12 protein-coding genes are annotated in these 13,389 nt (G+C 63.6%); 9 read left to right on the top strand and 3 right to left on the bottom strand.

Features of this window, described 5'->3' with window-relative positions; all coding sequences use genetic code 11:
* The first annotated feature begins 105 nt into the window (after window positions 1-105).
* The 9 genes from ACERIT_RS07665 to ACERIT_RS07625 all read left to right on the top strand — a co-directional run bounded on the left by ACERIT_RS07665 (window position 106) and on the right by ACERIT_RS07625 (window position 9,339).
* Complete coding sequence (locus tag ACERIT_RS07665; RefSeq protein WP_373674376.1) at window positions 106-1,320, top strand: LeuA family protein; 1,215 nt, start codon at window positions 106-108, stop codon at window positions 1,318-1,320.
* A gap of 96 nt (window positions 1,321-1,416) precedes the next feature.
* Complete coding sequence (locus ACERIT_RS07660; RefSeq protein ID WP_373674257.1) at window positions 1,417-1,539, top strand: hypothetical protein; 123 nt, start codon at window positions 1,417-1,419, stop codon at window positions 1,537-1,539.
* Between the two features lie 130 nt (window positions 1,540-1,669).
* Window positions 1,670-3,526 (top strand): biosynthetic-type acetolactate synthase large subunit, encoded by a 1,857-nt coding sequence (gene ilvB / locus ACERIT_RS07655; protein WP_373674256.1) that lies wholly within the window; start codon window positions 1,670-1,672, stop codon window positions 3,524-3,526.
* Window positions 3,523-4,281 (top strand): acetolactate synthase small subunit, encoded by a 759-nt coding sequence (ilvN, locus tag ACERIT_RS07650; RefSeq protein ID WP_373674255.1) that lies wholly within the window; start codon window positions 3,523-3,525, stop codon window positions 4,279-4,281. Before ilvB ends, ilvN begins: the two co-directional genes overlap by 4 nt.
* A 7-nt stretch (window positions 4,282-4,288) precedes the next feature.
* Window positions 4,289-5,347, top strand: coding sequence for a ketol-acid reductoisomerase (gene ilvC / locus ACERIT_RS07645; protein ID WP_373674254.1), 1,059 nt, complete (start codon window positions 4,289-4,291; stop codon window positions 5,345-5,347).
* Window positions 5,348-5,404: 57 nt separating this feature from the next.
* Window positions 5,405-6,826 carry a 3-isopropylmalate dehydratase large subunit gene (gene leuC / locus ACERIT_RS07640; protein WP_373674253.1) on the top strand — a complete coding sequence of 474 codons (1,422 nt, stop codon included), beginning with the start codon at window positions 5,405-5,407 and terminating at the stop codon, window positions 6,824-6,826.
* On the top strand, window positions 6,823-7,527 hold the full coding sequence (gene leuD, locus ACERIT_RS07635) for a 3-isopropylmalate dehydratase small subunit (protein ID WP_373674252.1): 705 nt from the start codon (window positions 6,823-6,825) through the stop codon (window positions 7,525-7,527). The genes leuC and leuD overlap by 4 nt, the downstream gene beginning before the upstream one ends.
* Complete coding sequence (locus ACERIT_RS07630) at window positions 7,528-8,538, top strand: isocitrate/isopropylmalate dehydrogenase family protein (RefSeq protein WP_373674251.1); 1,011 nt, start codon at window positions 7,528-7,530, stop codon at window positions 8,536-8,538.
* 120 nt (window positions 8,539-8,658) lie between these two features.
* On the top strand, window positions 8,659-9,339 hold the full coding sequence (locus ACERIT_RS07625) for a carbonic anhydrase (RefSeq protein ID WP_373674250.1): 681 nt from the start codon (window positions 8,659-8,661) through the stop codon (window positions 9,337-9,339).
* Between the two features lie 461 nt (window positions 9,340-9,800).
* Here the strand turns inward: ACERIT_RS07625 and lhgO are convergent, their stop codons facing one another.
* The 3 genes from lhgO to ACERIT_RS07610 all read right to left on the bottom strand — a co-directional run bounded on the left by lhgO (window position 9,801) and on the right by ACERIT_RS07610 (window position 13,340).
* Window positions 9,801-11,003, bottom strand: coding sequence for an L-2-hydroxyglutarate oxidase (gene lhgO / locus ACERIT_RS07620; protein ID WP_373674249.1), 1,203 nt, complete (start codon window positions 11,001-11,003; stop codon window positions 9,801-9,803).
* Window positions 11,004-11,058: 55 nt separating this feature from the next.
* Window positions 11,059-12,231 carry an MFS transporter gene (locus tag ACERIT_RS07615; RefSeq protein WP_373674248.1) on the bottom strand — a complete coding sequence of 391 codons (1,173 nt, stop codon included), beginning with the start codon at window positions 12,229-12,231 and terminating at the stop codon, window positions 11,059-11,061.
* A 167-nt stretch (window positions 12,232-12,398) separates the two neighbouring features.
* The gene (locus ACERIT_RS07610; protein ID WP_373674247.1) at window positions 12,399-13,340 is read right to left on the bottom strand and encodes a dihydrodipicolinate synthase family protein; all 942 of its coding nucleotides are present in this window, start codon (window positions 13,338-13,340) and stop codon (window positions 12,399-12,401) included.
* Between the last annotated feature and the right edge of the window lie 49 nt (window positions 13,341-13,389).

Genomic DNA, 13,389 nt, shown 5'->3' with positions numbered 1-13,389 from the left:
GAACGGCTATCGATCCGTGATCGTGGTGATGGTAATCCGGGTAAATCGCCTCCATCGCGAAAAGGTTTAATAGGAGAGAGGCCTCAGAACCAATTGCGATGACACATCATACGGAGGCTTCGTCGGACACCCCGGCGGATCGAGTTCTTCCAGGGCACGATAGCTTCTAATATCGACATCGGTCCTGTCCGAATTTTCGATACAACGTTGCGAGACGGCGAACAGTCACCACGCACATCGTTCAGCTACGACGAGAAACGGCGCATAGCGTCGACGCTGGACGATATGGGAACCCACGTCATCGAGGCTGGCTTCCCCGTCAACTCCGATTCGGAGTTCGAGGCCGTGAGCGATATCGCTGCCACGACCGACGCGACGACCTGCGGGCTCGCCCGCGTCGTCGAAGGCGACATTGAGGCGGCGATCGACTCCGGCGTGGAGATGGTACACGTGTTCGTCTCCACGAGCGACGTCCAACTCGAGGACTCGATGCACGCGACCCGCCAGGACGCGGTCGAGCGCGCCGTAAAGAGCGTTCGCCGCGTCAAGGATGCGGGCGTCGAGTGCATGTTCTCACCGATGGACGCGACCCGAACCGAACCGGAATTCCTGATCGAGATCGTCGAGGCGGTCTCCGAGGCCGACGCCGACTGGATCAACATTCCCGACACCTGCGGCGTCGGGACGCCGACGGCCTTGGGGAAGACGGTCGAGGCGGTCGTCGAGGCGACCGACGCGCGCGTCGACGTCCATCCCCACGACGACTTCGGACTGGCCACCGCGAACGCGCTGGCCGGCTTCGAGAACGGCGCCCATCAGGCGCAGGTCTCGGTTAACGGGATCGGCGAACGCGCCGGTAACGCCGCCTACGAGGAGGTCGTAATGGCGGTCGAGTCGGTCTACGGCGTCGATACTGGAATCGACACGACGACCATCACGGAGCTGGCACGGATCGTCGAGGACGCCTCGGACATCCCGGTGCCGGCGAACAAGCCGGTCGTCGGACGAAACGCCTTCTCCCACGAGTCCGGGATCCACGCGGCCGGCGTGATCGAGAACGCCGACACGTTCGAACCTGGCGTGATGACTCCGGAGATGGTCGGAGCCGAACGCGAGTTCGTCCTCGGCAAACACACCGGAACGCACGCGGTACGCAAACACCTTGAAGAGGCCGGCTTCGTCCCGACCGACGCTGAGGTCCGGGCCGTTACGAAGCGGGTCAAAAAGCAGGGTGCCAACAAGCGACGCGTCACTGGCGGTGACGTGGAGCGGTTCGCGGAGGACGAGGGCATCGATAGACGCGAGGAGGTCCGGGTCTGATGGCCGTCTCCGCGTCGGGGTTCGACCGCCAGCGGCAGCCCCGCTTGGCGGAGGAACGAGACAGATTTAAGTGTGGCGAGCGGAATCCATCTCGTAATGAGTCGACACGACACGTCCCTGGACCACGGCGAGGCAGCCACGAGGCCGCTCGCCCGGTCGAACGGACTCACCCGTGTCGGGCTCGCGATCGGCACGATCGGAGCCATCGTAGGGGCTTGAGCCCCTCTACAACCACCCTTCTTCGACCCCGGCGTACCGCACTTCCCTCGCGAGGAACCGATCCTCGTGATCGGGAGAATCCGGTGACTGACACCGATCGCGACACACAGAGGATGCCACGACACGATCCATGACCACTCGAGACGCACCGAACGACCACGACGAATCGAATCCCACGAACGGCGAGAGCGTGACGTCGGACGACGCCGACGCGGCCGCCGACGGCGGCACTACAGCCACCGAGACGGACGCAAGCGGTGAGGAACCGACCGATGCGACAACCAGAACCCCGACGACTGGCGCTGAGTCCGTCATTGCCGCACTGGAGGCCGCCGGCGCTGAGACGGCCTTTGGCGTCCAGGGCGGGGCTATCATGCCCGTCTATGACGCACTATACGCCTCGTCCGTCCGCCACGTCACGATGGCCCACGAGCAGGGCGCTGCACACGCGGCGGATGCCTACGGCGTCGTCTCCGGAGAGACCGGCGTCTGTCTGGCGACTTCCGGACCTGGTGCCACGAACCTCGTTACGGGGATCGCCGACGCCTCGATGGACTCGGATGCGCTGTTGGCATTGACCGGGCAGGTTCCCACGGAGTTCGTCGGCAACGACGCCTTCCAGGAGACCGATACGATCGGCATCACGACACCGATCACGAAGCACAACTACTTCGCGAGCGGTACCGACACCGTCGGCGATACGGTCGGCGAGGCGTTCGCCTACGCCGAGACCGGACGACCCGGACCGACGCTCGTCGATCTGCCGAAAGACGTCACGCTCGGAGAGACCGATCAGACGCCAAAGCCACCGGAGCCCCCTGCGGGTGCAGAGACCCATCCTGAGGCGGATCCCGAGGCGGTCGAGAAGGCTGCACGAGCGATAGAGCGGTCCGAACGGCCGCTTTGCCTGTTCGGCGGCGGCGTGATCAAGGCCAACGCGAGCGATCAGGCGCGTCGGTTTGCACGCGAACACCGGATTCCAGTCACTACTACGATGCCCGGAATCGGTTCGTTCCCGGAGGACGAACCACTCGCGCTTTCGTGGGCGGGGATGCACGGAACCGGCTACGCGAACATGGCGATCACCCACACCGACTGTCTGATCGCGGTCGGAACCCGCTTCGATGACCGGTTGACCGGCGGGATCGAGACCTTCGCACCGGAGGCGGAGGTCATTCACATCGACATCGACCCGGCCGAGATATCCAAGAACGTCCATGCCGACTATCCGCTGATCGGCGACGCCGAGACCGTGCTCGAACAACTGCTTGCGGCCGTCGAGACGACTCCGGAGGCGGACGAATGGCGCGAGCAGTGTTCCGAATGGAAATCGGAGTATCCGATGACCTACGCGATGCCCGAGGACGAACCCCTGAAACCACAGTTCGTCGTCGAGGCCTTCGACGAGGCGACCGGCGACGACACGATCGTCACCACGGGCGTCGGCCAACACCAGATGTGGGCCGCCCAGTTCTGGACGTACACGGAGCCGCGAACCTGGGTCTCCTCGCACGGACTCGGAACGATGGGCTACGGCGTGCCGGCGGCGATCGGCGCGCGGATGGCGGCCGACAACGCCGGCGAAACTGACCGCGATGTCGTCTGTTTCGATGGTGACGGATCGTTCCTGATGACGATCCAGGAGCTGTCGGTCGCCGTGCGTGAAAACCTCGACATCACCTTCGCGGTGCTCAACAACGAGTACATCGGAATGGTCCGACAGTGGCAGGATGCCTTCTTTGAGGGCCGACACGTGGCTTCCGAGTACGGATGGATGCCGGAGTTCGACAAGCTCGCGGAGGCGTTCGGCGCGGAGGGATGGACCGTCTCGGAGTACGACGAGGTCGCCGACACGATCGAGGCCGCCCTCGACTACGAGGGGCCCTCGGTCATCGACTTCCGAATCGACCCGGCGGAGAACGTCTACCCGATGGTTCCAAGCGGCGGTGCAAACGCCAAGTTCGCGCTTTCGGAGGAACAACTATGAGCGGAGATGCCGACGACATGAGGCCGAACAAGCCCGATGCGGGATCCTCCTACCGGGATACCCGGGAGATGAACGCGGACCGGGCAGGAATGCCCGGGCCCGCTCCCGAGGAGCGTCCGCATCCGGAAGGCAGACGGAACAGCCAGGGGATCCGGATCGACCCTGCGGTCGAGGCCGAACACCCCCCACGGCGGGCGACGATCTCGGCACTCGTCGAGGACGAACCCGGCGTCCTCTCGCGGGTCTCGGGGCTCGTCTCGCGACGGCAGTTCAACATCGAGAGTCTGACCGTCGGCCCGACGACGGTCGAGGGCCACTCGCGGCTCACGATGGTGGTCGAAGAGCCCGAACCCGGGATCGATCAGATCGAACGACAGCTCGCGAAACTGAAGCCGGTCATCTCGGTCGGTGAACTGGCCGACGACGCCATCGCTACGGAGCTCGTTCTCCTCAAGGTTCGCGGCGAGGACCCCGACAAGGTCCACGCTATCACCGAGATGTACGACGGTGAGACCCTCGATGCCGGGCCACGAACGATCACGGTCCAGTTGACGGGTGACGAGCCGAAGATCGATGACGCGATCGACGCCTTCGAACAGTTCGGCATCATCGAGATCGCACGGACCGGCCAGACCGCGCTCTCGCGCGGCGACACGCAGACCGTCCCCGGTGAGGAGCCAGGGACGTCGGGCGAACCGACCGCACACGCGACGGGCGTGGGCGAATCGACACAACGAAGCTACGACAATCCATAACACATCCATGAGTAACGATACGCCGTTCGACTCCGAGATCTACTACGAAGACGACGCGGACACGTCCCACATCCTCAACAAGACCGTCGCCGTACTCGGCTACGGTTCGCAGGGGCACGCACACGCACAGAACCTGGCCGACAGCGGCGTCGACGTCGTCGTCGGCCTGCGAGAGGACTCCTCCTCGTGGGACGCGGCCGAAGAGGACGGACTGGAGGTCGCCACGCCGGCGGAGGCGTCCGAACGGGGGGACATCATCTCCGTGCTTGTCCCGGATACGGTCCAGCCGGACGTGTACGAGAACGCGATCGAGCCCAACCTCGATCCCGGCGACACGCTCCAGTTCGCTCACGGGTTCAACATTCACTACAACCAGATCCGCCCGCCCGAGGGCGTCGACGTCACGATGGTCGCGCCCAAATCACCGGGACACCTCGTTCGCCGGAACTACGAGAACGACGAGGGGACGCCCGGTCTGCTCGCGATCTACCAGGACGCCACCGGCACGGCCAAACAGGAGGGGCTCGCCTACGCGGCCGCGATCGGCTGTGGTCGCGCCGGCGTCGTCGAGACCACCTTCCGTGAGGAGACGGAAACCGATCTCTTCGGCGAGCAGGCAGTCCTTTGTGGCGGCGTTACCTCGCTCGTAAAACAGGCCTACGAGACGCTCGTCGACGCCGGCTACTCGCCGGAGATGGCCTACTTCGAGTGTCTCAACGAGCTCAAGCTCATCGTTGATCTGATGTATGAGGGCGGCCTCGGCGGAATGTGGGATTCCGTCTCCGACACTGCCGAGTACGGTGGACTCACCCAAGGTGACGTCGTTGTCGACGAACACGCTCGTGAGAACATGGAGGAGATCCTCGAACAGGTTCAAGACGGCACCTTCGCACGCGAGTGGATCGCCGAGAACCAGGCAGGACGTCCCTCCTTCACCCAACTGCACGAAGCAGAGCGCAATCACGAGATCGAGCAGGTCGGCGAGGAGCTTCGGTCGCTTTTCGCCTGGGCCGACGAGGAGACCGAGGACGAAGACGAGACGGAGCGAGTAACCGCCGATGCCTGAGGTAGCTATCGACATCCGGGCGTGGATCGCCGGCGATCGCGATCGGGTGATCGACGAATGAGCAACGGGACGCTCTACGACAAGGTCTGGGAAAACCACAAGGTGGCCCAGCTGCCGACCGGACAGGACCAGCTGTTCGTCGGCCTGCATCTGGTCCACGAGGTGACGAGTCCCCAGGCGTTCGGCATGCTGCGCGAGCGTGACGCCGAGGTGGCGTTCCCCGAACGCACCCACGCGACCGTCGACCACATCATTCCGACCGACGATCGTGACCGGCCCTACGCCGACGACGCCGCGGAGAACATGATGTCGGAACTCGAGGAGAACGTTCGTGACGCCGGCATCGAGTTCTCGGATCCCAATTCCGGCGATCAGGGTATCGTCCACGTTATCGGTCCCGAACAGGGACTCACTCAGCCGGGGATGACGATCGTCTGTGGGGACTCCCACACCTCGACGCACGGCGCCTTCGGCGCGCTGGCGTTCGGAATCGGGACCTCACAGATCCGCGACGTACTCGCGACCGGCTGCATTGCGATGGAAAAACAGAAGGTCCGACGGATCGAGGTCACTGGCGAGCTCGGCGAGCACGTCACGGCCAAGGACGTCATCCTCACGATCATTCGAAAACTCGGCACCGACGGCGGCGTCGGCCACGTCTACGAGTACGCCGGCGAGGCCATCGATGATCTCGGCATGGAGGGACGGATGTCGATCTGCAACATGTCGATCGAGGGCGGTGCTCGGGCGGGCTACGTCAATCCCGACGAGACCACCTACGAATGGCTCCGGGAGACCGACGCCTTCGAGGACGATCCGGAGAAATTCGAGCAGCTCAAGTCGTACTGGGTGTCCATCGCGAGCGACGCGGACGCCGAGTACGACGACGTGGTCACGATCGACGGCTCCGCGATCGAGCCGACCGTCACCTGGGGAACGACTCCCGGACAGGGCATCGGCATCACGGAGCCCATCCCGGAGCCGGAGGAACTCCCGGCGGACAAACGTGACACTGCACGTCGTGCACAGGAGCACATGCGCGTCGAACCCGGCGATACGATGGAGGGATACGATATCGACGTCGCTTTCCTCGGATCGTGTACGAACGCTCGACTGAAGGATCTGCACGAGGCGGCCGCGTTCGTGCGCGGTCGTGAGGTCGCATCGGACGTGCGTGCGATAGTCGTTCCCGGAAGCCAACGCGTTCAGGCGGCCGCCGAGGCGGAGGGCCTCGACGAGGTCTTCACCGAAGCCGGCTTCGAGTGGCGCGAGCCGGGCTGTTCGATGTGTCTCGGCATGAACGACGATCAACTGGAGGGCGACGAGGCGAGCGCCTCCTCCTCGAACCGGAATTTCGTCGGCAGACAGGGATCGAAGGACGGCCGGACCGTCCTGATGAGTCCGACGATGGTCGCGGCGGCGGCGGTGACCGGCGAGGTCACGGACGTTCGCGAGATGGAGGAGGTGGTCACCGTATGAGCGGATCCGACGGCGAGATCGACCACGAGGGATTCGCCGGGGGCGAGGCCCCCGCCGAGAAGGTGACCGAGGTGTCCGGAACCGGCATCCCGATCCGAGGTAACGACATCGACACCGACCAGATCATTCCGTCCCGGTTCATGAAGGTCGTCACCTTCGACGGACTCGGCCAGTTCGCCTTCTTCGATCAGCGGTTCGACGACGAGGACAACGAGAAGGACCACCCGTTCAATGACGATCGCTTCCGTGATGCCAACGTGCTGGTGGTCAACAGCAACTTCGGATGCGGTTCCTCCCGCGAACACGCCCCACAGGCGCTGATGCGCTGGGGGATCGACGCGATCGTCGGCGAGTCGTTCGCGGAGATCTTTGCGGGCAACTGCCTCGCGTTGGGAATTCCGACGGTGACTGCCGACACCGAGGCGATCGAGGCACTTCAGGCGTCCATCGAGGATGATCCCGACGCCGAGATCCACGTCGACATCGAGGACGAACGCGTCGTCTACGACGACGAGGAGATCGACGCCACGGTCAACGACGCACAGCGAAAGGCCCTCGTCGAGGGGGTCTGGGATACGACGGCGCTGATGGGTGCGAACGCGAACGCGGTCCGTGAGACCGCCCGATCGCTGCCGTACGTTCCAGCGGAACACGTCCCATCACCGGAGGACGGCGGGGACGCCGCCGCGGGGGACGACTGAATGAGCGAGGAGATCGTCGTCATCGAGGGTGACGGTATCGGTCGAGAGGTGGTTCCGGCGGCCGTCGAGGTCCTCGATGCCGTCGCCGCCGATTCGGAGGCGGTCGGTCCATTCGAGTATATCGAGGCCGACGCTGGCGACGAGATGTTCTCCGAGACCGGCGAGGCACTGCCACAGGAGACCTACGATCTGGCCGCGAGTGCCGACGCGACGCTGTTCGGTGCGGCCGGCGAGACGGCCGCCGACGTCATCCTCCCGCTTCGTGATGCCGTGGACTCGTTCGTGAACGTGCGTCCCGCGCGTGCGTATCCCGGCGTCGATGCGTTGCGGCCGGAGACGGACGTCGTCTTCCTGCGTGAGAATACCGAGGGCGTCTACGCCGGCCACGAGGACCGACTCTCCGAGGACCTCTCGACGCTCACCCGGGTCATCACCGATTCGGCCTCCCGGCAACTCGCGGAGTTCGCCTGTGAGTTCGTGGAGGCGGATCGTGGTCCCGACCACCGTGACGGCTTCACCGTCGCACACAAGGCGAACGTGATGCGTGAGACCGACGGTCGCTTCCGCAGGACGGTCCTCGATGTGGCCGACGAGCGGGATGTCGCGGCCGACGAGGAGCTCATGGACGCCTTCGCCACCAAGCTGCCGCTCGATCCAAGCCAGTACGGCGTCGTGGTGTGTCCGAATCTTGCCGGCGACGTGCTCTCGGATCTCGCGGCGGGGCTCGTCGGCGGGCTTGGACTGTTGCCCTCCGCGAACGTTGGCACGGATAACGGCCTCTTCGAGCCGGTTCATGGGACCGCTCCCGACATCGCAGGCGAGGGAATCGCGAACCCGACGGCGGCGATCCTCTCCGCGGCGATGCTCCTCGAGCATCTCGGCTACGCGGAGGCGGGCAAGCGGGTCCGAACCGCCGTCGAGTCGGTGCTTGCCGACGGCCCCCGGACCGGCGATCTCGGCGGCTCGGCGACCACCGCGGAGATGACTGACGCGATCGTCGACCGGCTGTAGTCCCCGATCGGTCCGATTTCCGGGACCGATCATCCGAACTGGCGGCCAATACGGATCGAATCGACGACCGAGAGGGATCGAACCGATGGATTGTTCTCCCAATCGTGAGTGGTGACGAGTATGAACGCCGCGTTCATCGATCTGTTGGAGCGAAACCTCCGTCATGCCGACGAGTATGAGTCGAGATTCGATGGTCTCCAGGACGGACAGGCTCCCGACGTCGTCACCGTCTGCTGTTCGGACTCGCGGGTCCTTCAGGATCACATGTGGGGAAACGACGATCCCGGTACTGTCTTCACCTGTGGGAACATCGGGAATCGGGTCACCCAGCACACTGACGACGGCCCCGTCGTCTCCGGCGATCTCCTCTATCCGATCGTCCACACCGATACCCGGACGGCCGTGGTCGTCGGCCACACCGGTTGCGGAGCGGTCACGGCGGCTCACGACGACCTGACTGAGGGACGTTCCGAGCCACCGGGGATCGCTGCCTGCCTCGATCTGCTTGAAGGGCATCTCGCCGACGGCATCGATCGGCTGCCGGCGGGACTCGACCGTGAGGAACGAATCAACCGGCTCGTCGAGTATAACGTCGATCGACAGATCGATGCACTCCTCGAAAGCGACCACGTCCCCGACGATCTCACTGCCATCGGCGTCGTCTACGACTTTCAGGACGTCTACGGCGGTCGACGCGGGGAGGTGTCGGTGATCAACGTCGACGGGGAAACCGACGTCTCGATCCTCCAGGAGACCCACTCCGAGATCGCACAGCGAATCGATCGTCTCTGGGAGCCGTGATGGGCGAGCGTCCACCGGACTCGTGAAGAGTGGTAGATACAGCTGTTCGATGGAAATCCGATTTGGTACAATAGATGTTACATCTGTATATTCTATATATTTGGATCATCCGATCGGGAGCACGAAGTATATTTCCCGGGTACCGAAACGAACGACTACGACTCACCGATCTCACGAGAAATTTGGAACCGTCGACATAGCCGTCTTCAACGGGGAAAAGCTCGAATGACGAGCGTCACTCGAAACCCGGCGACGAGCTGAAAGTCGGGAGCCAGATCGATCGTCGACTCGATCGGATCGTATAATTAAAACTTGATTATTCTAATTATCCATCTGATAGTCTATATGTGAGTGATGTCGTCGTGGTCGTTATTCCGATTGCCGATGGACGCGATAACGTCGATATGCTCGCGTTGAGTCCGGCTTCCGACGGCTCGAAACCGCGATGATAGTCGAGCGGACTAGACCTTCTCGGCCAACTGCTCGGCGACGTGTTCGCCGTAGGGCAACGAGCAGGTCAACCCGGGCGAGACGGCGTTGAGGACGTGGACGGCGTCGTCGGTCTCGATCGAAAGCGGGTCCTTGACGAGTTCGCCATCGGCGCTGACGAGTTGGGCACGGATTCCGGCGTAGCTTTTCTCGAGGTCCTCGCTTCGGACCTCGGGCACGAGCCGTCTGGAGGCTTCCGTGAACTTCTCCTTGCGGTAGGACTTGTTCAACTCCGAGAACGCAACCGACAGCATACTCGGTGAGGCGAGGAGTCGCCGGAACCCCTCATAGGAGAGCGTCTCGAACAGTTCCGAGAGGTTGAACTGCGTGTTTTTGTAGGCCTCACGGCCGAACGCGAGGACCGCGTTCGGACCGACGATCACCTTGCCGTCAGTCCGTCGGGTGTAGTGCACGCCGAGGAAGGGCAACTCCGGATCCGGCGTCGGATAGATCATCGTCCGGCACAGATGCGCCTTCTCGGGGGTGATCTCGTAGTATTCGCCGCGGAACGGGACGACCTGGTAGTCCTCTCCGACCCCGACCTGGTGAGCCAGCGTATCCGCGTGCAGCCCCGCCGTGTTGACGAGATAGTCGGCCTCGACGTCGCTGTTGCTCGTGTGGATCCGGTAGCCTTCGCCCGACCGATGGATCTCCGAGACCGCATGCCCCATGTACAACTCGACGCCGTCGTGTTGGGCCTCGCGGGCTAGCGTGTAGACGTACTGCTGGGAGTCGACGGAGGCGGCCTCGGGGGCGTAAAGCGCTGCCTGTCCGACGGCGTGGGGCTCGTGTTCACGGATCGCCGCCTGCGAGTCGAGCAGTTCGTATTCGACGCCGTTGGCCTCGGCCTGCGCGGCGAGTTCGTCGAGATACGCCTCCTCACGGTCGTCCTTCGCGACGACGAGGACCCCACACTCCTCACACGGGATATCGTGTTCGGCACAGTACGCTTTCATCCGGCGAGTCCCCTCGGTCGCGAACTCCGCTTTTACCGAATCCGGCGGGTAGTTGAATCCGGGGTGTAAGACGCCGGAGTTGCGCCCGCTTTGGTGCTCGGCGAGATGGTACTCCTTCTCGAGGACGCACACGTCGAGATCGGTGTTTTCCGCGAGATGTTTCGCGGTGGATAAGCCGACACAGCCACCGCCGATGACCGCGACGTCGTGGTGTATCATCGTTCACGGGTACCAACGACTACCTAAAAAATCCGCCGTAACGTCTCGCCCCCGCTCAATAGCCCAACTCCAGCACGTAGTTCACGATCAGAGCCACGAGGACGACGGCGAGAAGTCCGGCGAGGATCAAAAACGCCCAGGTCCATCCGACCGTGTCGGCGAGAAAGCCAGTCACGACCGATCCGAGCGAGCTGACGACCAGATAGACGGTTCGAACGAGGCCGAACCCAACGCCCTGTTCGCTTTCGGACAGCTCGTCGACGAATCGCGGCTCGACGGTGACGGCCATCCCGAGGCCGGTCCCGATCATCACGATCGCGGCGACGATACCGACGAGTCCCGGTGCGACGACGAAAAGCGACATCCCCAACGCACTGGTGAACAGGCTGACGCCGACGCCGAGATCGCGCTCGTAGTTGTCCGAGAGTGCCCCGAGGGCGGGTTTGACCGCGGCCTGTACCACGAAATACGACGAGAAGACGATGCCGGCCGTCGTCGCGGACAGTCCGCGATGAGCGATGAGAAACGTCGGGAGGAACGACGCGACTCCCTGCCAGACGAACGCTCCCGCGCCGGCGATGACGGCGGTGAAGGCGATCGTGGGTCGCGAAAGGAGTTCGACGACGGGCCCGATCTGCATCCGCTCGCGCATCGGTTGGTCGGGCCGCTGTGGCTCGACATCACGCACGAGTATCGCGAACGACGCGAAGACCGGGATGGCGATCACGGCTCCGATCGCGACGGCCGGCCGCCACCCGTATCGCGTGCCGATCCACGCGGCCACCGCCGGTGCGATCAGGCCCCCGGCGGGCGCGCCGATCGTGTGAATTCCGATCGCCGTCCCGATGTTGTCGTACGTCCGCGACAGCAAGGTGGTCGCGGTGCTGTAATGCAGTCCCGCTACTGCCCCGAGCACGATCACACTGAGGACGAACACCAGGTAGACTGGTGAGATGGCGACGAGAAGGCTCATGACGCCCGTGCCGCCGACGGCGATGAGGATGACCTGCCGTTCGCCGTATCGATCCCCGAGGATGCCGCTCGGGAACTGTGAAAGCGCGTAAGCCATCCACATTCCCGTCAACGCGATGCCGATCACCGTATTCGAGATCTCGAAGGCGTCCGTTATCTGCGGGACGACCGGGCTGATCGCGAGCCGCCCCACCATCGTCGCGAAGAACGCGAGCGTACAAAGCGAAAGGACGGTGTGTTTGTAGTGCCAGCGCATATCGGTACGTGTGGTATCGGTCGCCCCGTTCGATCGCCCTCGTTGTACGGGAGACGATCGCGGTACGGACGTACGAACACTTCAATCTACGTGTGTCGGAAGATCGGCACCCGTCGAGTCGCTCCACGCCGAGAGCTTTGAGTTGCTCCACGTCGAAAGCGCAAAGATCACTCAGCGGTGACGTGCTCGTCGGTTGCCGTCGTTATCCGCTCGTAGTACTCCTCGCTTCGCCTCCGATCGGCGTCGGAGAGTTCGACGATCGGCTCGCGGACCGGTCCCCCGTAGAGCCCGGCCAGTTCCATGCCGTGTTTGACCGCGGGAACGTTGTTGGCGGCGCTCAGATCGTTGCCCTCGCCGGATTCCTCACGAAGGTTCTCGTAGGGGCGAATCAGATCGCGAAGCGCCCGTGCCCGGTCCCATTCCTCCGCCTTGAGTGCGTCCATTAGCGCGAGCACTTGCTCGGGCACGAAGTTCCCGATACCGGTGGTAAAGCCCTCCGCCCCCTCGATCGCGAAGGCAGGAGCGAACCGCTCGGCGATTCCATTCGACCAGACGACGTCCGAATCGATCGTCGAGACCGCCTCCGAGAATCCCTTGACGTCGTTGACCGCGTATTTCATTCCGACGACGTTCTCGTAGTCGGCGATCTCAGCGAGCAGATCCAGGGTCACCTCGGGCCCTCGTTTGTATAGGATGACGCCCAGGTCGGTCGATTCGACGATCTTGCGGTAGTACTCGATCAACCCCACCTGGTGTTGATAGGTGTGGCCCGGATTCATGATCATGATCGCGTCGGCACCGACGTCCTCGTACGCGGCGGCCAACTCGATGGCCGTCTTGGTGCTGCCGCCGACGCCGCCAACGATCGTCGCCTCGTCGCCGATCGCTTCAACGACGGTTTCCACGACCGCGATCCGCTCGTCATCGGTCAGCGAGTAGTATTCACCGGTGTTTCCACAGGGAATCACCACTCGTCCCCCGGCATCCACGACGTGACGGACGTTGTCCGCGAGCGCATCATGTCGGATCTCCTCGCCGTGCTCATCGAAGGGCGTCGGATTAGTGAACGCGACGCCGCGAAGATCGGATTTGATTCGTTGATACTGCACGAACGTGGGGCACACAGGCACGCAACATAAACATTCGCGATCGATGAAT

The organism is Halopenitus sp. H-Gu1 (assembly GCF_041821145.1).
Classification (GTDB): Archaea; Halobacteriota; Halobacteria; order Halobacteriales; family Haloferacaceae; genus Halopenitus.
Note: the sequence above shows the minus strand (reverse complement) of the source record. Positions and strands in the feature narration are given on the sequence as shown.

Bases quoted from the DNA above. Each gene is read 5' to 3' on its own strand.
- ACERIT_RS07615 (WP_373674248.1), bottom strand. From the start codon at position 12,231: ATGCGCTGGCACTACAAACACACCGTCCTTTCGCTTTGTACGCTCGCG.
- ilvB (WP_373674256.1), top strand. From the start codon at position 1,670: ATGACCACTCGAGACGCACCGAACGACCACGACGAATCGAATCCCACG.
- leuC (WP_373674253.1), top strand. From the start codon at position 5,405: ATGAGCAACGGGACGCTCTACGACAAGGTCTGGGAAAACCACAAGGTG.
- leuD (WP_373674252.1), top strand. From the start codon at position 6,823: ATGAGCGGATCCGACGGCGAGATCGACCACGAGGGATTCGCCGGGGGC.
- lhgO (WP_373674249.1), bottom strand. From the start codon at position 11,003: ATGATACACCACGACGTCGCGGTCATCGGCGGTGGCTGTGTCGGCTTA.
- ACERIT_RS07625 (WP_373674250.1), top strand. From the start codon at position 8,659: ATGAACGCCGCGTTCATCGATCTGTTGGAGCGAAACCTCCGTCATGCC.
- ilvC (WP_373674254.1), top strand. From the start codon at position 4,289: ATGAGTAACGATACGCCGTTCGACTCCGAGATCTACTACGAAGACGAC.
- ACERIT_RS07630 (WP_373674251.1), top strand. From the start codon at position 7,528: ATGAGCGAGGAGATCGTCGTCATCGAGGGTGACGGTATCGGTCGAGAG.
- ilvN (WP_373674255.1), top strand. From the start codon at position 3,523: ATGAGCGGAGATGCCGACGACATGAGGCCGAACAAGCCCGATGCGGGA.
- ACERIT_RS07660 (WP_373674257.1), top strand. From the start codon at position 1,417: ATGAGTCGACACGACACGTCCCTGGACCACGGCGAGGCAGCCACGAGG.